The 20,411-nt window shown below is 58.3% G+C and carries 17 protein-coding genes; 3 read left to right on the plus strand and 14 right to left on the minus strand.

Annotated elements, in window-relative coordinates:
* The first annotated feature begins 109 nt into the window (after positions 1 to 109).
* Both K0O24_RS15045 and K0O24_RS15050 read left to right on the plus strand, forming a co-directional pair.
* Positions 110 to 898 (plus strand): SDR family oxidoreductase, encoded by a 789-nt coding sequence (locus tag K0O24_RS15045; RefSeq protein WP_219893505.1) that lies wholly within the window; start codon positions 110 to 112, stop codon positions 896 to 898.
* 378 nt (positions 899 to 1,276) lie between these two features.
* A complete protein-coding gene (locus K0O24_RS15050) occupies positions 1,277 to 1,444 on the plus strand; it encodes a hypothetical protein (protein WP_219893506.1) in 168 nt (55 codons plus the stop codon).
* Between the two features lie 414 nt (positions 1,445 to 1,858).
* Here K0O24_RS15050 and K0O24_RS15055 read toward each other — a convergent pair whose 3' ends face one another.
* The 4 genes from K0O24_RS15055 to K0O24_RS15070 form a co-directional block, all read right to left on the minus strand.
* The gene (locus K0O24_RS15055; RefSeq protein ID WP_219893507.1) at positions 1,859 to 2,368 is read right to left on the minus strand and encodes a hypothetical protein; all 510 of its coding nucleotides are present in this window, start codon (positions 2,366 to 2,368) and stop codon (positions 1,859 to 1,861) included.
* 288 nt (positions 2,369 to 2,656) lie between these two features.
* On the minus strand, positions 2,657 to 4,141 hold the full coding sequence (mhpA, locus tag K0O24_RS15060; RefSeq protein ID WP_219893508.1) for a bifunctional 3-(3-hydroxy-phenyl)propionate/3-hydroxycinnamic acid hydroxylase MhpA: 1,485 nt from the start codon (positions 4,139 to 4,141) through the stop codon (positions 2,657 to 2,659).
* 6 nt (positions 4,142 to 4,147) lie between these two features.
* Positions 4,148 to 4,987, minus strand: a complete 840-nt coding sequence (locus K0O24_RS15065; RefSeq protein WP_219893509.1) for a fumarylacetoacetate hydrolase family protein — start codon at positions 4,985 to 4,987, stop codon at positions 4,148 to 4,150.
* Positions 4,984 to 6,003, minus strand: coding sequence for a VOC family protein (locus K0O24_RS15070; RefSeq protein ID WP_219893510.1), 1,020 nt, complete (start codon positions 6,001 to 6,003; stop codon positions 4,984 to 4,986). Before K0O24_RS15070 ends, K0O24_RS15065 begins: the two co-directional genes overlap by 4 nt.
* 81 nt (positions 6,004 to 6,084) lie before the next feature.
* On the opposite strand from K0O24_RS15070, the gene K0O24_RS15075 reads away from it, so the two are divergent.
* Complete coding sequence (locus K0O24_RS15075) at positions 6,085 to 6,717, plus strand: TetR/AcrR family transcriptional regulator (RefSeq protein ID WP_219893511.1); 633 nt, start codon at positions 6,085 to 6,087, stop codon at positions 6,715 to 6,717.
* Between the two features lie 55 nt (positions 6,718 to 6,772).
* Here the strand turns inward: K0O24_RS15075 and K0O24_RS15080 are convergent, their stop codons facing one another.
* The 10 genes from K0O24_RS15080 to K0O24_RS15125 form a co-directional block, all read right to left on the minus strand.
* On the minus strand, positions 6,773 to 7,282 hold the full coding sequence (locus tag K0O24_RS15080; RefSeq protein ID WP_219893512.1) for a sarcosine oxidase subunit gamma: 510 nt from the start codon (positions 7,280 to 7,282) through the stop codon (positions 6,773 to 6,775).
* Positions 7,275 to 10,136 (minus strand): 2Fe-2S iron-sulfur cluster-binding protein, encoded by a 2,862-nt coding sequence (locus tag K0O24_RS15085; RefSeq protein ID WP_219893513.1) that lies wholly within the window; start codon positions 10,134 to 10,136, stop codon positions 7,275 to 7,277. The genes K0O24_RS15080 and K0O24_RS15085 overlap by 8 nt, the downstream gene beginning before the upstream one ends.
* Complete coding sequence (locus tag K0O24_RS15090) at positions 10,133 to 10,405, minus strand: sarcosine oxidase subunit delta (protein ID WP_219893514.1); 273 nt, start codon at positions 10,403 to 10,405, stop codon at positions 10,133 to 10,135. Before K0O24_RS15090 ends, K0O24_RS15085 begins: the two co-directional genes overlap by 4 nt.
* Position 10,406: 1 nt before the next feature.
* On the minus strand, positions 10,407 to 11,660 hold the full coding sequence (locus K0O24_RS15095) for a sarcosine oxidase subunit beta family protein (RefSeq protein WP_219893515.1): 1,254 nt from the start codon (positions 11,658 to 11,660) through the stop codon (positions 10,407 to 10,409).
* A complete protein-coding gene (locus K0O24_RS15100; protein WP_219893516.1) occupies positions 11,657 to 11,992 on the minus strand; it encodes a cupin domain-containing protein in 336 nt (111 codons plus the stop codon). The genes K0O24_RS15095 and K0O24_RS15100 overlap by 4 nt, the downstream gene beginning before the upstream one ends.
* Positions 11,989 to 13,236: an aromatic ring-hydroxylating oxygenase subunit alpha gene (locus K0O24_RS15105; protein ID WP_219893517.1), complete on the minus strand. Its 1,248-nt coding sequence runs from the start codon at positions 13,234 to 13,236 to the stop codon at positions 11,989 to 11,991. Before K0O24_RS15105 ends, K0O24_RS15100 begins: the two co-directional genes overlap by 4 nt.
* 4 nt (positions 13,237 to 13,240) lie before the next feature.
* The gene (locus K0O24_RS15110) at positions 13,241 to 15,748 is read right to left on the minus strand and encodes a GcvT family protein (protein ID WP_219893518.1); all 2,508 of its coding nucleotides are present in this window, start codon (positions 15,746 to 15,748) and stop codon (positions 13,241 to 13,243) included.
* Between the two features lie 120 nt (positions 15,749 to 15,868).
* Positions 15,869 to 17,425: a trimethylamine methyltransferase family protein gene (locus tag K0O24_RS15115; protein ID WP_219893519.1), complete on the minus strand. Its 1,557-nt coding sequence runs from the start codon at positions 17,423 to 17,425 to the stop codon at positions 15,869 to 15,871.
* A gap of 75 nt (positions 17,426 to 17,500) precedes the next feature.
* Positions 17,501 to 19,201, minus strand: coding sequence for a formate--tetrahydrofolate ligase (locus K0O24_RS15120; RefSeq protein WP_219893520.1), 1,701 nt, complete (start codon positions 19,199 to 19,201; stop codon positions 17,501 to 17,503).
* 185 nt (positions 19,202 to 19,386) lie between these two features.
* Positions 19,387 to 20,358, minus strand: a complete 972-nt coding sequence (locus tag K0O24_RS15125; protein ID WP_219893521.1) for a LysR family transcriptional regulator — start codon at positions 20,356 to 20,358, stop codon at positions 19,387 to 19,389.
* Positions 20,359 to 20,411: the final 53 nt, after the last annotated feature.

Below are 20,411 nucleotides of genomic sequence, written 5' to 3' on the forward strand. Positions count from 1 at the left end.
CCATTGATAGGGCCCAAGCCAGCAAAATCGCCAGTTTACGCGACTTTCGCGAAGCCGGAGGAATGATATGGTGCCGCAGTGGGACGCGAGTGTGGGAGGTGCGATAGCAATGGATCTGGGAATCGGGGGGCGCAAGGCGCTGGTCAATGGCGGCAGTGCCGGCATGGGACGTGGAGCTGCCCTGGCGCTGGCACGTGAGGGTGCCGAGGTCTTCATCTCCGCACGCGGAGCCGCGCGCCTCGAGGCTGCTTGCGCCGCCATCGCGGCCGAAACCGGCACGAAGGTGCACCCGATCATCGCTGATCATGCCAGCAATGAAGGCCGCGCGGCGATTCTTGATATCTGCCCGGATCCCGACATCCTCGTTGCCACGTGCGCCCCGCCGCCTTTCACGGGCGATTTCCGCGAGGTTTCGCGCGAGGAACTCGAGCGTGCCGTTGCAACCGCCCTGCTCAGTCCGATAGACTATATCAAGGCAGTGACCGGACCGATGATGGCGCGGCGCTGGGGCCGGATCGTCAATATCAGCACGGGGGCCGCAAAATACCCGGCCGCTATGCGCGTACTCTCCGGACCGCCGCGCGCAGCGCTCGCCAATTATTGCCATGCGATCTCCAAGGAACTCGTCAAGCACAATGTGACAATCAACTCGGTGCTGCCGGGGATGCATCACACTCCGGGGATCGAGGATGTGCTTGGCCCGCGCGCCGAGGCCAATGGGCGCACATATGACGAGGAAGTCGCCGCCTTTGTCAAAGCGGTGCGTCTGCCCGCTGGGCGCTTCGGCAATGCCGAAGACTTGGGAGCGCTGGTGGCGATGTTCTGCAGTGAGCAGGCGAGCTACATGACCGGCCAGTCGCTGGTGGTCGACGGCGGGATCGGCACCTCCACCTTCTAAATTTTGTTCCTGTCGAACGGAAGCGGCAGGAGCGGCAATGCCAGGTTTCAAACTGCCGTCGAAGGTCCGCAACAGTATCGATGCCGGACGATGGCGTATGGCAAATATGGGGTGGAATGCGGACATGAGACAAAGCCCGCGCTCTTAGGTTTCTTTCTTGAGCCCGCCGATTGCCGTCAATGCAGTCTGTGCTTGTGCCCTTCTGGTAGCATGCCAATGCCGTGAGCCTTCATTTTCGCGATTTCTGCCTGCGTCTCGCGCAGATCCGCCACAGCATCTTGCTGCAAGTGGGACGGGCTGATGGGTTGCCCAACTGAAACCTCGGTTGGCTTGCCCTGAATGATCGCAGAATGCACCGTGGCAATTGCGGCTGCACCAATGAAGAAGATCACGGCTTTTGCAGGCAACGTCATTATGAGATCGCAGTTGAAGCTGCAGGTGCTTTATCTGCGGGCGCGCTTTCTGGTGGTCGTCGAGTGCCGGCTGCCTGCTTCCCGCCGCGTATTCATGCATTCATCCTGCAGTGTTGCAGAACATGGTGGGTAAACGGTGGGTGTCGCAGTCGGCGCCTGCGCTTGCGGCGCGGGTTGGGACATAGTCGGCATTGGTGCTGGTGGCATTGGCTCGACAGCAAGTGGAGCGGTCGTCGATTGAGCCGCCAGCGTGGCAGACATCATCAGAAAGGCGGCAGATGGCACCAAAGCCCGAAACCGCATGTTTTTCCTCATTTTCTTTTCCTTCTGGTAACGGTGGGGAGACCCAACCACGCAGTTCTTGCCGTTGACAACGAAGCAAGTGCGCTAAGGTTCCTCAATCGAAACAAGATTCTGTGGGGTGATCAAGGTCATGGCGGCCGCATGCTGTTTCGCGGCTGCGCCCTCTCCTGACACCGCGCTGGCGATTGGCCACCGTGCAGAGGCTGCCGCTTGGTACCCGGGAAGCGGCAGGCCCATTTTCAGGTTAGGCTGTTGCGTGTTTGATCTGGCTCGCCCTGTTATGCCCCAATGTGGCCAAGGCAATGCATTGTCGATGACAGAACGCGAGACTCAGTAATATCCGATAGCGAGAAAAATGAGCGCCAGAATGAACAATAGAAGCAGCGCCCCTTCCAAGCTGGCATGCCTGATGTGCGTCCGGACGGGTTTGCTCCTGTGCATCATGGCGAGAGAATTCATGTACTTGCATATTGTTCCGGCGCTCGTGGCGATTGTTATTTTGAATGGTCATCGCTCCAGCAGTCAGCGGCAGCAACTGCAGCGCCAATGAACTCCGCTCAATTACAGTAAATCGAAGCCTACTCAGGCGAAGGGTCATTGCCGTCGGCTCGAAATGGCGGTTGTTCTGACAAGCCGAATTACGACCCTCATGGCTGCCCTCTTGCATGCGAATATGGCGTATCCCTTCGCGGCCCTGAAGAGCGCAACGTTCGCATTCCGCGCCATTGCGCGATCCGGTTTCATCCAAAGACAATACAATAATTCGCAATTAAGTTGAGACCTTCCCAGGGTTTCAATGGTTCTCATTATGCGACCTGGAGGAGGGCTCGGGACCCGAGTGATCCTCAACTGGCCTGGCCTTTCCGGAGGCCAGGCCATTTTTTTTGCCGCGTTCATTCAACTTCAGGAATAGGTCAATCGCGGGTCACGCTTTTTCGTCGCAACTCAGTACGATGGTTACGCCGTTCGTACCAAGGAGACATCGGGCGAAGTCTGAATCGGTTATGGTCGACAAACCTGAAACTGAACTTCTCCTGCTGGATTAAAGTTGCCCGGCAGCGCGACTTCCCATTGGTCCTTCAGTTCTTTTGACACTGACCCTTTCGTGCCATGCAGAAAGCAACTGTTCACTGTCCCCGCTGCCAAAAACATATCGGTCCGGTCGGACGAGAACAGAGTTCACCTCATTCCTGGATAGCCATTTGTCGAGCGTACCAGCGAAGGGCGCTATTTTGGGATCCGCCAGGCCGGCCTTTTCGATAAGCCAGAATCCAGTGCCAAGCACATCATCCAGACGCGCACCATCCAAAGCCAGCGTTTGCGGGAAATAGCTGCCTGCTGCAGGGCTGCCCGGCAAAATGGCGCCAACCGAGATTGGCGGATAAGCAACTGGGCCATCAGGGAGCTTGCGCAATGCCCGTGCCACCTTGAACTTCGTATCCCTCAGGAATGCTGTCCATTTACTCGTTGTGCAAACCATGCGGCCCATCATGATCGCCATCTGGATCGTGGCACGCAGATTGGGTTCGCGTTCTGGCTGGTATGTGTCGAGGAGGTCGTCCTGTGCGTGGCCACGCAGAACTTCCGCAAGTTTCCACGCCAGGTTGGCTGCATCGCGCAGGCCCGAGCACATCCCTTGACCGGCAAAGGGCGGAGTCTGGTGCGCCGCGTCACCTGCCAGCAACACGCGCCCTTTTCGCCACCGGTCCGCAATACGCGCGCGGAAGGTGTAAACGGCCTTGCGTTCCATCCGTACCGCACCATCGACCTTCCAGGGCTCGAGGAGCTTTTCTATGAACGCATCGTCACTGACCTGTTCGGGAGTTTCGCCCGGCTTGATCATGAATTCCCATCGGTGGCGTCCTTCGCCCATAAGGACGCAGGTCGTCGGCCGGTCCGGATCGCAAATCTGCAGGTTCGCGGTCGGCAATCTGGAATAATCATCGACCAGCACATCGACGACGAGCCAGGGCTCCTCAAAATTGAGGTCGTCGAATGCTATGCCTGAGGCTTCTCGCACCGGGGAGCGTGCACCATCTGCGCCGACGAGGTAGCGGGCACGTATGATCTTTTCTCCTTCGGGCGTTTGAAGGCGGGCGGTGACGCCCTCGGGATCTTCATCAAAGTCCAAGAGTTCCCATTGGCAATGCAGTGTTGCTGTTGACTCATGGGTCAACGAACGTCGCAATGCTGCCTCAACCGATGGCTGATGAATCATGTTCGCGCCCGGCCAACCGCCAGGGCCAATCTTGTCCGAGCCGGCAAAACGCATCAGGAGGTCGCCCTTGGCGTTTAGGAAGTCATAACGGGCTACACGACGGCTGGTTGCCATCACTTCGTCCGCAACACCGGCTTCTTGCAGGATACGCATTCCTTCGTGATCAATATGAGCAGCCCTGGGCAGCGGATAGATCTCGGCTTCCTTTTCGGCCACAATCACCTTCACGCCGCGTCGCGCGAGCAGAACCGCCAGTGTCACCCCTGTCGGACCGCCGCCCGCGATCAGCACATCGCAGTCAAAACTCATCTGGCTTCAGGCCTCCGCGACCATTGTAGCTTCAATATGGCCAAGGCCGTCGATTTCGCATCGCACGGTATCGCCTGCTTTCAGGAATTGGCGTGGGTCCATTGCCGCGCCGACGCCACCGGGCGTGCCCGTGAACAGCACATCGCCGGGTTCAAGAGTCATGCCGACCGAAAGATGCTCCACCTGTTGCCAGACATTGAACACGAGGTGCTTCGTGTTGGAATCCTGCCGCTTTTCGCCATTGACGAAGCAACGCAGCCCCAGTTGATGAGGATCGCCCACGTCATCGGCTGTAACGATCCACGGACCCATGGGGGCGTGCGTGTCGAAGCTTTTTCCCAGCGACCATTGCGGCGTGGCGTGCTGCCACATGCGCTCCGTAACGTCATTGCCGACACAATATCCGAATATTGCCGATTGGGCATCATCTGCGCTGACATGCTTTCCACCTTTGCCGACAATAGCCACCAATTCGACCTCATAGTCTGCCGTCATTGTGCCCCTGGCGATCTCGATCGGATCGAAGGGGCCATTGACGCTGGTCTGTGCCTTTGTGAACCAGACCTGCCGTTCAGGGGCCGCCATGTTCGATTCAGCGATATGGTCGGCATAGTTGAGGCCAATCGCAAAGATCTTGCCGGGACGCTGAACAGGCGCTTCAAGCTTCACAGACGACAGAGACTGTCCGCCGCCCGCAGCAGCCTTCGCTTCAAGGTCTGGTTTAAGCGCGTCCCAATCCCGAATAAGGTCAATCATTGAGCCGTCGACGCCGGTATCAATGATCTTGTCCTCAACGACGATGCCGGTGCGCGTGCGGCCCTCAAAAGTGTAAGTCGCGAGTTTCATGCAAGGGTTCCCTTAGTTTGGCGGCCAAACAGCCGCTTGATGCGAAGTTGCAGCGAGGCAAGAAAGGTTATCAGGCCGGGCGGCGGGGCCAGCTTGGCCGCAAACATCGGATGGGGGCTACCCCATTGGACGGCGAGCAAGGCGCTCATCGGCTGTTTTTGGGGCGGATCTGCTGCCGTGAAGAGGTCCCCATCGGTCCAGTGCTCAAGCTCGTTGCCAAAGGGGTCCTTCCAATAGTCGAAAACCTGGCTGCCCATGATATGGCGACCAACGCCCCAGGCAGCCTCGCGCTTCTTTGACTTGAGATGTTGGTGGCCCAGCATGAGGTCGTCGAGATTCGCGACCTCAAATGCAGCGTGGAGCAGGCCCAGCTTTCCGGGCAGCTGGGCGAGGAAAAGCGTATGATGATCGGCAGGCTTGCTTCCCCTGTCACAACGCATGAATGCCCCAATGGGCAAATCTTCTGCGGCTTCAACCTCATCAGACGTCAGGAAGCCGAAGCGGTCCTTGTACCATCGTTCCGACGCGCGAAAGTCACGGACCTTCAGAACGGCATGGCCGATCCGGACAACATGGGCTGGCCCGGACCCGAGGCGGACAGGGGCACGAAACCGTTGCTTGTCAGAGGCTGTGTTTCGCATCCCGTCCAGGACAGCGGGCGACGGTTGGGCATTGGCCTGTCCCGCCACAACTTCAACGCCATAACCGTCGGGATCAGTCAGTCGTACAATCATGCCGTCACCGGGTTCATCCAGTCGCTCCACAGCGACATGTTCTGCTGCAGCGAGCGTCTCCAGATCAGCCAGAGTTTCGGCCCGCAAGCCGATTGCCAGGAATTTCGCCTCCCCGGGCTGGGTGACATGCAAAAATGGTCGTCCGTCGCTGCCCTTGCCATACAGCTTCCCACCCTGCTCGAAGCATTCCAGGCCAAAGTCTTCCAGGAATGCCCGCATGATCGCGAGATCTGGCGCCGCAAAACGGACATGCGCGATATCCTCAACCTTGATGACGGGCATAGCTTTGCTCTTCTGCGATTCGAATTTGACTATTTGGTCAAATAGGTTGCAAATGACCATATAGTCAAGTACAAACACGTGATGGCTCTGACAAACGATCTTTCCCCCCGCGCTGCGCGAACGCGGGCCGCCCTGATTGCAGCAGGCTTTGATCTTCTCGCTGAAAAGCCCATCGACGCCATCCCGATCGATGAAGTCGTTGCAACTGCCGGTGTAGCCAAAGGCAGCTTTTTCAACCATTTCGCCGATAAGCAGGCCTTTGCATCCGCCATAGCGAGTGAGGTCCGCATTGAGCTTGAAAGTCAGGTTGCGCGAGCAAACGCAGGGGTAACGTACCCGGTCGCGCGCATCGCTGGCGGTATGTTGGTCGGAGCGCTATTTGCCATCGACAATCCCAAACGGACGACGGTGCTGCTCCGCAGTCACGGCAATTCAACGGCACGCAGTCATCCACTCAACAAGGGGTTGGTCGACGATTTCGAAGCAGCCTGTGCGCAGGGGCTGTTGAGGCATGAGGCGCGCGACAGCGGCGTCCTCTATTGGCTGGGCCTCTGCCAGATACTGATGAGCAATCTCGTCGAACGTAAGCTGGATCGGAGCGCTGCAGATCACCGCATCGCTGAAATGATCATTCTTGGCCTGACGGGATTAGGGATAGACTATAGCGAAGCTGCAACACTGGCGGCTCGATTGTCCAGCGTGCGGCCTCGATAACCTGCCGCGAATGCTTTAGCCTTTACAGAATTATCGAGCCGCTTGGGTCGCTTGCCTAAGGGTGCTCGGCAGCTTTCGTCAGAGACAGCCATAGCCATTCGGCAAAGCTGCGCCAGACATCCACTGTCCAGCGCGTCTCGGTTTCCCGGGACAGAATGATTTCGACGCCCTCGTAGATTGTTCGGACTGTGCGACCGACAGCAAAGCGTTCGAGATCGAGCGGGCAGCCCGCGTTGAGCACTTCACGGGCAGACGCGCCCTCAAGCACAAGTCCGACCGAGCGTTCCGATATGTCGACAATGCTCACGGGCAGGCCTGATCCCAAATCTCTGGGCTCGCCTGCTGCCGATCGCCATAGCCATTCATCGGGCCCAAGGCAGGCAATCTCTCCGAGGGTTTCGCCGATCCGTCCGGGGATCTTCACCCCAAGCAGTTCCTCGAGCCGCTTTGCGTCGCGGGCGCGCAGAGACCAGCGCCGCATCGGTTGCGCGAGCGCTATCGTCAGATCGCCATGCCGGACAGGCGCCGCAGGCACAGGGTCCAGGCGAGTGAGCGCGTCAGCCATTGAGCCGGGCTCCTTCCGGATCATAGAACACCATGCCCGAAACTTTCGCCGCAATCGTTCTGCCCGGCATGGGAATGTAGAGCGTTTCGCCTGTGCGCCCCTGCCCGCCCGCCACCATTGCGATCGCGATCGAGCGACCGAGCGTCGCACTCCAGTATGATGAGGTGACATGCCCGATCATCGTCATTGGAATGGGCTGAGCGGAATCAGCAACGATCTGCGCCCCTTCTTCCAGCACCTCATTGGGATCATCGGTCAGCAGCCCTACCAATTGCTTGCGCCCGGGCGCAACAATGTCAGGGCGCGCAAGAGAACGCTTGCCGACAAAATCCGGCTTCTTCTTGCCGACTGCCCAGTCAAGGCCGGCGTCGTAAGGCGTCAAGGTGCCATCGGTATCCTGCCCGACAATGATGAAACCCTTTTCGGCGCGCAAGACATGCATCGTTTCCGTACCATATGCCGTGAGACCAAGCTCTTGTCCGGCCGCCCACAGCGCTTCCCAAACCGCGCGACCAAAGCCGGGGGGCACATTGATCTCGAATCCGAGTTCCCCGGTAAAGCTGACGCGGAACAAGCGGGTCGGCACGCCGCAGATGGTCCCGTCACGCACGGCCATGTGCGGAAAGGCCTCGGGCGAAAGATCGATGCTCTCGACAAAAGGCGCAATCAAATCGCGCGCCTTGGGGCCCTGAAGCGCAATGACCGCATACTGTTCGGAAATGCTGGTCAGCCAGACGTCGAGGTCCGGCCATTCCGTCTGGAGATAATCCTCCATCATGTTGAGCACGCGCGCAGCGCCGCCGGTTGTGGTGGTCAGGTGAAAACGGTCTGGCGCAAGTCGCGCCGAGACACCGTCATCGGTAATGAACCCATCTTCTCGCAACAACAGGCCGTAACGGCAACGACCCGGTTCGAGCGCCTTCCACGGATTTGTGTACATCCGGTTGAGGAATTCCGCCGCATCCGGACCAACAACTTCGATCTTGCCCAGGGTCGACGCATCGAAGATGCCAACCGCATTGCGGACGGCCAGGCACTCGCGGTTCACGGCTGCATGCATGTCCTCCCCTGCCTTGGGGAAATAGCGGGTACGACGCCATTGCGCGACCGGCTCGAAGACCGCGCCCTGCTCTTCTGCCCAACTGTCGATAGGCGTCTTGCGCGTCGGTTGGAACAAGGCATCCTTGGCGTGCCCGGCAAATGCGCCGAAACTCTGGGGCGTATAGGGTGGGCGAAAAGTCGTCAGGCCAACCGCCTCAATCGGCTTGTCGAGAAATCCAGAGGCCAGCTGAAGCGCATTCAGGTTGGATGTCTTGCCCTGATCGGTCGCCATGCCATTGGTCGTATAGCGCTTGATATGTTCGACCGAGCGATAGCCCTCGCGCACTGCCAGGGCGATGTCCTTTGCGGTGACATCGTTCTGGAAGTCCACAAACGCCTTGATTGTCGCAGGATCCTTCGGTGTGGGCAGCTGCCCCAGATTGATCCCCTGGCCGAAATTCCAGTTGCCGGCACAGGCCCCGACACAGCGCACATTCTCATTTGGCTTGTCTGGCAGGAATGCGCCCCAAACGTCAGACCAGCGGATGCTGCCCTTGCTGTGCGACCAAAGGTGGATGCTGGGTGTCCACCCGCCCGCCATCAGGAGAGCATCGCACGATACAGACTGCTTCCTGCTGCCGTCATTCGCGGCAAACTTGATTCCTGTAACCGCATGTCGGCCAGAGACACCAAAGACGCTCGAGCCAAGATGGACCTGAATGCCAGCAGCACGGGCGGCCTCGACAAGATCAGGCTCAATCACATCCCGCACGTCAATGATCGTCGAGACTGCAACGCCAGCGTTGTGCAGCGCGATTGCGTCCTTCCAGCCGCTGTCATGCGCAGCCATCACGGCAACACTCTTGCCCACCGCCACACCATAGCGCAACGCCCAGACCTTGGCGGCGGAGGCCAGCATGACCCCCGGCGTATCGTTGCCTTCAAAGACCAGCGGCCGTTCAATAGCGCCCTGGGCAAGGATCACTTCGCCGGCTCGGATTTTCCAAAGCCTTTCACGCGGGCCTGTGCCCGTGCTCGCGAGATGATCGGTCAGCCGTTCGACGGCCCCAATGAAATTGTCGTGAAAATAGCCAAACGCCGTCGTTCGAGTCAGGACGATGATGTTCCGGGCATCGGCCAACGCCTTCCTGCTGCGCTCCAGCCAGGGCCAGAGCGAGGGATCGGACAGCGCACCACCGCCCAGTTCGTCCTGCTCGTCAATCAGGATGACACGCTTGTTTGTCCCGCTCGCTTCCAGCGCCGCATCGATACCGGCTGGCCCGGCGCCGATAATCAGCAACTCACAGTGCGCATGGCCGGCGGCATAGTCATCGGGATCGGTCTCGCTTGGCGCGTCACCCAGACCGGCCATACGGCGGATCGCGGGCTCATAGAGCTTTTCCCAGAAGGACCGCGGCCACATGAACGTCTTGTTGTAAAAACCCGCCGGAAAGAACCGGCCGAGCCGGTCATTGATCGCGCCAAAGTCAGTCTTGAGTGAGGGCCAGCGATTCTGGCTTCTGGCATTCAGGCCGTCGTAAATCTCGATCGCCGTCGCGCGCAAATTCGGTGTGAAACGACCACCACCGCGATCCACGGTGATCAGGGCATTGGGTTCTTCAACTCCGGCACCGACCAGACCACGCGGGCGGTGATATTTGAAGGATCGGCCAAAGAGCGTCTCACCGGCCGCGAGCAGGGCGGATGCCAAGGTATCGCCAGCGAAGCCCTCATAGGACTTGCCATCGAAGGTGAAGCGCACGGTCCTGCTGCGGTCGACGCGACCGCCTTCCTTGATCCGAAACCCGCTCATTTGCGAGCCTCGCCAGCCTTGTAGGTCAATTCGAATTTGTCGGTTACGGTATCCCGAACAGCATTGAAAAAGCGTCCGCAGCCAAAGGAGTGCCGCCAGCGCTCATTGTGCCGCCCCCTCGGATTCGCGCGGATGAACAGATACCGTTCCCATTCTTCGTCTGACAGTGCCGAAGGATCCGGCGGACGCGCAATATGGCCCTCCCCGCCATAGGCAAATTCGATCTCGGGGCGCTTTTCGTCGCAATAGGGGCAATGAATCAGGATCATCTCAATGCGCCACCGCTGCAGCAGCCGCTTCGTCGATCAGGCGTCCGTTCCGGAAGCGATCCAGATTGAACGGAGCGTTGATGCGATGCGGTTCATCCTTGGCAATCGTATAGGCCAGCAGGTCAGCCGCTCCCGGTGTCGCCTTGAAGCCGCCTGTTCCCCAGCCGCAATTGACATAAAGGCCCGGCACAGGAGTCTTCCCAAGGATCGGGGAACGATCCGGCGTCACATCGACGATCCCGCCCCAGCTACGCAGCATCCGCATCCTGCGAAAGATCGGGAAAATCTCGCAGATGGCCGCAATATTATGTTCAAGAATGTGGAGTGCGCCGCGTTGTGAATAGCTGACATACTGATCCGTGCCAGCACCGATCACCAGTTCGCCCTTGTCAGACTGGCTCATATAGGCGTGCACGGTGTTCGACATGACGACACATGGAAAGACCGGTTTGACCGGCTCTGACACAAGTGCCTGCAGAGGATAGCTCTCCAATGGGAAATCCAGACCGGCCATCCGCATGACGACCGACGTATTGCCGGCCGCCGAAACGCCGACTTTCTTCGACGCGATGAAGCCACGCTCCGTCTCCACGCCTTCGATAGCGCCTTGCCTGTCGCGACGAATGCCCGTGACCGCACAATTCTGGATGATATCGACGCCCAGCCGTGCTGCAGCACGCGCATATCCCCAGGCAACACTATCATGCCTGGCAGTCCCACCGCGACGCTGGAGCGCTGCGCCCAGCACCGGATAGCGCGCGTCTGGCTCGATGCTCAGCGGGGGGCAATAGGCCTTGGCCTCTTCCGGGGTCAGCCATTCATTGTCGACGCCATTGAGGCGGTTTGCATGAATATGTCGCTTGAAGCTCTGCACGTCATGCACATTGTGCGCGAGCATCATCACGCCGCGCTTTGAATACATCACGTTGAAATTGAGATCCTGCGAAAGCCCGTCCCACAGTTTCACGGCATGGTCGTAGAGATGGGCACTTTCATCATAGAGATAGTTGGATCGGATGATTGTGGTGTTGCGCCCCGTATTGCCGCCGCCCAGCCAGCCTTTTTCAATCACCGCCACATTCGTGATTCCGTAGCGACTGGCCAGATAATAGGCGGCGCCCAGACCATGTCCGCCAGCGCCAACAATGATCACATCATAGGATTGTTTGGGGGCTGCATCCGGCCAATGCTGTGGCCATTTCTCGTGGCTCGACAAGGCATTGGCGAACAGGCTGAGGGCGGAAAACCGGGTCATGCGCGTGCCTCGACCAGCGGCGCGTAAACGATCATCATCAGACATCCGTTCTTGCTGCCTGCGCGGTGCATTGTTCCCGGCATGCGTAGCACGAAGTCGCCCGGGCCATAGTTCGCGTCATCATCGAAGAAATCGCCTTCGATGACATAGATCTGTTCAATCTCTTCATGCGCGTGCAATTCGCCCAAAGGCTCCGGCGGGACTTTTGACAACATAGTCCGATAGCCGCGCGGGTCGTCGACCAGTGGACAGACAAGTTCGCCCGGCCGAGCACCCGGCTGCCAGCCTGATGCGCTGCTTGTAACCGTTCCGGCGATTGGAAGCCCCATCATGCAGCACCCTCGCCCAAGGCGGATTTTGCCGTTTCGACGTAGAACTCCTTGAATTCCTCGACCAACCGTTCCTCCAATGCATAGGGGCCGGGGCGGTAACCGTCGGTGGCAATTCCCGCGTGATTAAGCTCAGCCAGCATGCTGTCCTGTCGGTTGGTGGCACGCCAGACGGCAGCGAGGTTGTCGACATCATAGTCGACACCTTCCACTGCATCCTCATGGACCAGCCAACTGGTCCGCAACAACGTGCGATCGGCATCGAGCGGAGTCAGTGAAAAGGTCACCGCATGGTCCTGACAGAAATGGTGCCAGGAATTGGGCTGTGTCCAGACGGAAAGGCTGGAATCGCCGGTTCCGGGGTGCACACAGATCGGAACGCGCGAAGCCGGTTCCCCGTCAATGGTCTGTGATCGCGAGCCATTGGCGAGAGGCAGGCGGACCACACGGTGCCAGCCGTCATCCGGAAATTCGACCAAATGGGTATAAAGACCTGCCTCGCGCCAAGCCGCCTGTTGCGCCGCGAGATATTCCTCGTAGCGCGCGCCCTGAGCCGCTTCCGCATCGTCACCCGGCAAGCCCTTACCAAAACCGCTTGTCCCCAGGGACTTCAGCAATTCGGGATGGTTCACGTCGCAGTGGTAACACTCGCGATTGTTTTCCATCACGAGTTTCCAGTTGGCTGCTTCGACAATATCGTCCTGCACAGCCACTTTGCAGTGTTCGAGGTTGTAGATCGCAACGCGTTCGGCGATGTCAGCGCGTGCATGCTCGATCGTCGGCGGATCGTCCGACAGGCAAATGAAGATCAGACCGCCGATATTTTCCAGCCTTGCCGGCTGCAGCCCGTGATCGGCCTTTTCAAAGCCCTCCGGCATGTTGCGGGCGGCAAGCAATTTGCCATCGAGGCTGTATGTCCATTGGTGGTATGGGCACATGATGCGCGGTGCGCTGCCTTGTGCCTGACTGCAGAGTTTCGCGCCGCGATGAGCGCAGCTGTTGTGGAATGCTCTCACTTCCCCATCGCGACCGCGCACGATGATGACCGATGTGTTGGCCATTTCGAACAGGTAGAAGTCGCCCGGCTTTTTTACATGCGCAACCGTGCAAGCATAAAGCCAGACCCGCTTGAGCATGACCCGCGTATCAAACTCGAACGCAGCTCTGCTGACATAAAGGCCTTGCGGCAAGGTGTATCCTTGCCGATCCTGACCAAGCCATTGGGTGACAGAGGAATATTCCGACACGATCTCAGGCTCTTAGCGCGTTGTTTTCCGGGTCGAACGGGCTGTCGGCGATGATGATCGCCTTATGCCGGGTACCGAGAATCGAAATTTCGAGTTCTGTACCGACTGCAGCGAGTTCGGGCCGAACCATGGCAAGCGCTAGGCTCTTGCTCACACGCCAGCCATACCCGCCTGATGTCACCCGCCCGACAATCTCGTTCCCCAAGTACACCGGCTCGGATCCGCGTGCGTCAGCGTCAGTGACGTCCAACACCTCAAGAGTAACCAGCTGGTTGGCAAGTCCCGCGTCCTTCTTCGCGAGCAGGCCATCCTTGCCGTGGAAACCCGGCTTCTTGAGACTGATGAAGCGGTCCAGCCCGCTTTCATAGGCATTGTACTCAATCGAAAGTTCACGCGGGATGAGCTTGTAACTCTTTTCCAGGGCCATCAGCGTCATGGCCTTGATACCGAACGGCTTGATGTCAAATTCGGCACCTGCTTCCATCAGCTTGTCGAAAATATAATTCTGCATTTCGATCGGGTGATGGATTTCCCAGCCGAGTTCCCCGATGAAATTGACGCGCAGCGCGTCTACAGGCGCAGCACCGATACTGATGCGTTGACCGGTCAGCCAAGGGAATGCTTCGTTCGACAGGTCCGCGCGCGTCACCTTGGACAAGACGTCGCGTGCGCGAGGTCCTGCGAGAACCAGGACGCCCATCTGTGTCGTCAGCCGCTCGAAGCGGACCGATCCGTCAGTCGGCAACGCCTTTTGGAGGTAGTCCTGATCATGGCGTTCATAGGCCCCCGCCGAGACCAGATAATAACTTTGCGGCCCACTCTTGTAGACTGTGAACTCCGCGCGAACCCCGCCTTCCTTTGTCAGGAGGTAAGACAGGGTAACGCGACCGATCTTCTTCGGCACGGCATTTGTCAGCAAGCCGTCAAGCCAAGCCTCGGCACCGGGACCGGAAATACGGCACTTTGCAAACGCGCTCATATCCTGAAGACCAACCTTTTCAGTCACATGGCGGCACTCATTACCAACATGTTCGAAATAATTGGATCTCCGGAACGACCATTTTTCGCGGATGGGCTCACCTTCGACGACCGGGTGATTGTGGTTCAACAGCACATCGGGCGCATCCAGATCTGCCGGAGTCAGTTCATAGCCGGGAGGGGCAAACCAGCCGGGACGTTCCCAGCCGAACACGGATCCAAAGACGGCGCCCAGTGCTTTCATCCGGTCATGGCACGGCATTCGACGCAGCGCGCGGCCGCCTTCCCGTTCCTCATCCGGATAGTGGACGGTAAAGACCTTGGCATAGGCCTCCTCGTTCTTTTCGACGAGATAGCCTTCGCCTGCATAATCACCGAAGCGGCGCGGATCGACACCCATCATGTCAATGGTCGGTTCACCATCGACAATCCAATGAGCAAGTTGCCAACCCGCGCCCCCAGCGGCTGTGATCCCGAAACTATGGCCTTCATTGAGCCAGAAGTTCTTGAGACCCCATGCCGGACCGACGATCGGCGACCCGTCGGGCGTATAGGCGATTGCACCGTTGTAGACTTTCTTGACGCCCACTTCCCCGAAGGCGGGAACACGGGCGATCGCCGTTTCAATGTACGGCATCAGGCGTTCAAGATCGTCCGGGAACAGCTCATATTCGCTGTTCGACGCAGGACCCTTTACATAACAGGCTGGCGCTCCGATTTCATAGGGGCCCAGCAGAAGGCCCCCCGCCTCTTCGCGCATGTACCAGCTTGAATCGGACTCGCGCAGGACGCCCATCTCCGGAAGTCCCTTTGCCCGTCGCTCCATGATCGCAGGGTGCTGGTCAGTAACGATGTATTGATGCTCAACCGGAATAACGGGAACATCAAGCCCCACCATGGCACCGGTCTGTCGCGCAAAGTTGCCCGTTGCAGAGACGACGTGCTCGCAGGTGATGTCGCCCTGGTCCGTGTGGACAACCCATTCGCCATTCGGCTTCTGGGTAATGCCAGTCACGGACGTGTTTCGATAGATCTCCGCCCCACGTTGGCGTGCACCTTTTGCAAGTGCCTGTGTGAGGTCAGCGGGCTGGATATACCCGTCTGCGGGGTGCTGGATTGCACCAAGGATGCCATCCGTATTGCAAAGCGGCCAGATTTCCTTGACCTGATCCGGCGTGAGGAAGTTGACTTCCACGCCGATCGTCTTGGCGACGCCGGCATAATATTCATACTCGTCCATTCTGTCCCGCGTGCGGGCAAGCCGAATATTCGAGCAATTCGAGAAGCCGACATTCAGCTCGGTTTCGGCTTCCAGACTGGGGTAGAAGCCAACCGAGTATTGGTGGATCTTCCCGACCGAATAGCTGAGATTGAAAAGAGGCAATAGCCCTGCAGCATGCCAGGTGGAGCCCGAGGTCAGTTCCTTCCGCTCGACGAGCACAACGTCCGACCAACCCATCTTGGCAAGATGATACAGCGTGCTGACGCCCACCACGCCACCACCGACCACCACCACGCGCGCCGTTGTTTTCATGATTTTGGAATGCCCCTAGAAGCTGAATGAACAGGGGCTATGCCAGCCAATCACGCATTCGCGCAACCGGATGACGCGGCATTTGCCAGATTAATGCTGATGATTATTGAGCCGATGCACTCAGTAGTTGGCATCCGGCATAGAAGATTTGCGCTTGTCGATAAACGCGCAGAGTTCTTCATGCACACCTTCGTCCAAAACTGGCGAGACATGTTCGGCCAGCACTTTCTTCCAGGCTGCGTTTGCGCGCTGCTGAATATCGAGTGCGCCTTCGGCCTCCCATTTTTCCCAGCTGTCATAATCAGCTAGCGGTGAACGATAGAAAGCTGTCTCAAAGTTGGCCTGCGTGTGAGCACAGCCAAAGAAGTGCTTGCCGGGCCCTACGTCGCGGATGGCATCCATGGCCTGTCCATTTTCGGTGAGATCATACCCCCCAAGCATTTTCTGCATCATGCCAAGCTGATCGCAGTCCATCATGAATTTTTCATAGCCCGTGACCAGCCCGCCTTCGAGCCAGCCCGCCGACTGCAGAACGAAATTCGCGCCGCCCATGCACGTTGTGAGCAAGGTCTGGGCTGATTCATAGGCTGCCTGCCCGTCCGCAATCTTTGAGGCGCACAGGCTGCCGCCCGTTCGAGACGGGACACCCAATCGGCGCGCAAGCGCGAGCAGGGCATTGATCATCAAATTGCATTCAGGGGTGCCATAAGTCGGCGCACCAGACTGCATCGAAAGGGTTGTGACAAAGCTGCCGAAGATCACCGGGGCGCCTGGCTTGACCAACTGCAGAAACGCCATGCCGGCCATTGCTTCCGCAAGCGTGACTGCAATGGCGCCGGCGAGCCCAGTTGGCGCCATAGCCCCGGCCATGATGAACGGCGTGATCAACGTTGCCTGATTGGCACGCGCAAGCACCTTGGCTGCGCCAAGCATCGTCGCATCAAACGTCAGAGGTGAATTGCCGTTTATGACCCCGGCCAGACAGGTGTTGGGTTCGCCCGTTTCGGCATTCATCCACCTGTCGCCGAACAGGATGCTGGCCATGTCCACACAGTCCTGCGATCGGCTGGGTGCCGAAACGGCACTGAAGAAGCATTTGTCGGACAATGTTGCGTTGCCATAGAACATATCGAAGTGGCGCTTGTTCACAGGCAAGTCGACCGGTTCGCACATCGCCGTCGACGAACTGTGAAGCCAAGGCGAAGCATAAGTCAGCTTCGCAAAATTGTTGAAGTCTTCGATCGTGCCATATCGCCTCCCCTTGTCGAGACAACGCACGAAGGGCGGACCGGCTGTGGGCGCAAATACGGTCCGTTTGCCCCCGATTATGATATTTCGCGCCGGGTTCCGTGCCTGTTGCGTGAATTCGCGCGGGGCATGGTCCTGGATGAGCTTGCGGCACATGCCGGGAGGCATCCTCACCAGCTCGCCCTTCACATCGGCGCCGGCGGCCTTCCAGATTTCAAGTGCTTCCAGGTCGTCGCGAAATTCCACACCAATTTCGGTCAGAATCGTCTCTGCATTCGCTTCGATCAGGCTCAGGCCTTCCTCGCCAAGCAAATCGACATAGGGCAGCTTGCGCTCGATGAAGGGGGCAAAGGTTGCGACGGCGCCAAGACGCGCTGCGCGCTTGGCTTCGCGTCCGCCTCCGCGGCGGGAATGGACTGGGTCGGACATGAAACTCAGCCTAACCGAGAAATATCAGGCCCGGCCATTCAAAATCGTCATGCTATCATGACCGCACGCTGATAATCAGGCCAGCCCCACGATGTTCCCCTCATCATCAAGATAGATGCCTTCGGACGCAGGACGCCGTGGCAGGCCGGGCATCGTCATGATGTCTCCGCAGACCGCAACCACGAAGCCAGCCCCGGCCGAAAGCCGGACGGACCGAACTTCCAGCGTGTGCCCTGATGGCGCGCCGATTTCGGTGGGATGCGTCGAAAAGCTGTATTGCGTCTTCGCGATGCAGACCGGTAGATTCCCGAAACCAAGCTTCTCAAAGTCCTTCAGGTTACGTTCCGCCTCTTCGACGATCACGACCTTGCCAGCATGATAGATCTCTCGCGCAATCGTTTCGATTTTCTCGGCCAGCGGCATCGCATCGGGATAAAGCAGCTTGATCTCGGGTGAGCCTTGCTCCAGCTGCGCCTTGACTTCACGCGCAAGCTCTTCGGCACCTTCGCCGCCTTCGGCCCAATGCTTGGCGACGGCTGAACGCGCATTATAACGGTCGCAAACAGCCTTCAAAGCTGCGATCTCTTCATCGCTGTCTTTTACGAAATGGTTGATCGCGACAACAGGCGTCAGGCCAAATTTCTGCAAATTTTCGATATGGCGCGCCAGGTTCACAGCGCCGCGCTCCAGCGCCGCAACGTCGGGCGTTGCGAGGTCTTCCTTTGCAACGCCACCTTGCATCTTGAGCGCACGAACAGTTGCCACCAGTACGACTGCATCGGGGCGAAGACCGGACTGCCGGCATTTGATGTCGAGGAACTTCTCAGCACCCAGGTCAGCGCCAAAGCCGGCTTCTGTCACAACTGCATCAGCAAGGCACAAGGCAGTCTGCGTCGCCATGACCGAGTTGCACCCATGCGCAATGTTCGCAAATGGCCCGCCATGAATGAACGCCGGGTTGTGCTCGATTGTCTGGACCAGATTGGGTTGCAAGGCATCGCGGAGCAACACTGCCATCGCGCCATCCGCTTTGAGATCGCGCGCTGTCACAGGCTTTTTGGCGTATGTCCGAGCAACAATGATGTCGCCAAGACGGCGCTGAAGGTCCTTGAGATCGGTCGCGAGACACAGGATTGCCATGATCTCTGACGCCACCGTGATATCAAATCCCGTCTCGCGTGGGACGCCATGTGCCGCTCCGCCAAGACCAACGTTGATGTTGCGCAGCGCACGGTCGTTCATGTCGACGACGCGCCGCCACACGACACGACGCGGATCAATGTTCAGCTCATTGCCCCACTGCAAATGGTTGTCCAGTATCGCCGCGAGCAGGCTATGAGCCGAGGTAATTGCGTGGAAGTCTCCGTTGAAATGAAGGTTGATGTCCTCCATCGGAATCACCTGAGCGCGTCCGCCACCAGCCGCTCCGCCCTTCATGCCAAAACAGGGTCCAAGTGAGGGCTCCCGCAAGCAGACTATGGTTCGCATGCCGATACGATTGAGGCCATCTGTCAGGCCTACGCTTGTTGTTGTCTTTCCTTCACCTGCAGGTGTCGGTGTGATCGCCGTGACAAGGATCAGTTTCCCACGCGGGCGATCCTTGACGGAATTGACCAGTTCGAGGCTGACTTTGGCCTTGTGGTGCCCATAAGGGACCAGATGTTCTGGCTCGATGCCCAGCGTTTCATGAGCAAGCGAAAGGATGGGTGCCATGTGCGCAGCACGGGCAATGTCGATATCCGGTGCACCCGGCGGCGGCAATTGGTTCTCTTGCATGATCACTCACCAGCGCGAAAGCGCCCCCCTTTTCATCTGCTCTGACGCGAAACCTGATCTGTCCAGGCCACGACGGATGGCGCGATTTGGTTCAATAGGCAGGAATTCTCAATTCGATTTTGCCCAACCGCAAGAAAGTAATCGCTACCATTTTGTGGGCTAATGGAGAGCAAAGCACCAATGGATCAATCGTCCCCCAGAGTGAGCAGTTCCTCAAGCCAGGGCAATTTCGCGACGATGTCCGGAAAAACCTCATCTTTCAAAATCAGACGACACTCCTCAACAAGAGTTCTTGGCGCGGAACCAAGGATCTGTTCCCGCGCGACCATCGTCATCCTCCGACCGAACTTGCCTCTCACAATAGGCTGTACGGTCAGCTCTTCAAAAATGCCGGGGACCTGAAAGAGGCAGAGCGGTGTCGTAATGCCCCAGCCCAAACCATAGGACACGGCTTTGGCATGGCCGACAACGGAATCGAATTCGATCTGGCTTGGAAACTTGAGCTGAAGACGGCTGAGCTGGGCTTCGGTCTGCCGCCCGGCCGAAGAACGCAGGGAAAACCGGATAAGCGTACTGTCGGCCAGATGCGGGCCCAATTCCTGCGGCAGGGCAAAGTCCTTCGGGAAGATCAGGACATAGGGTTCGGTGAACACGCTATACCGTTCGACATCGATCATGTCGGACGTGTTGCTTTCCTCCGTAATGATCAGGTCAGCCGCATGGGTGTTGAACTTGGCACGCTGCTCTGGCATCAACCCATTGGAAATACGCCAGAATTTCGCAATATCAGATCTACGACGATAGAGCCGAGGGCCGAGCACATTGGCAAGGCTTTCCGGCATGGCAATATTGAGTGATGGCAATTCTCCGCTGTCGCTTTCAGTCGCCTCGACAAAAGCGTGTTGAAGGTCGCCAATGATCTTCTGGCTCTGGCGAAGCAGAACCTGGCCAACCTTGGTCAGTATGATCGGACGCATGCCCCGATCGAACAATTGCCGACCCACAGTCTCTTCCAGACCGGCAATGATTTGAGACACACCGGACTGGGTCAGCCCCAGAACCTTGGCGGCTTGGGTCATACTGCCCTGCTCTGCAGTGGTGACAAACACCTGCAGCGCACGAAACTCGAAATTGTGCGGGATTTGAGCCTTGCTCATCGACTGCGACTGTGCGGGTAGCGTACCATTAGCAATACTTATAGTGTATGCCG

Source organism: Aquisediminimonas profunda, assembly GCF_019443285.1.
GTDB lineage: Bacteria > Pseudomonadota > Alphaproteobacteria > Sphingomonadales > Sphingomonadaceae > Aquisediminimonas > Aquisediminimonas profunda.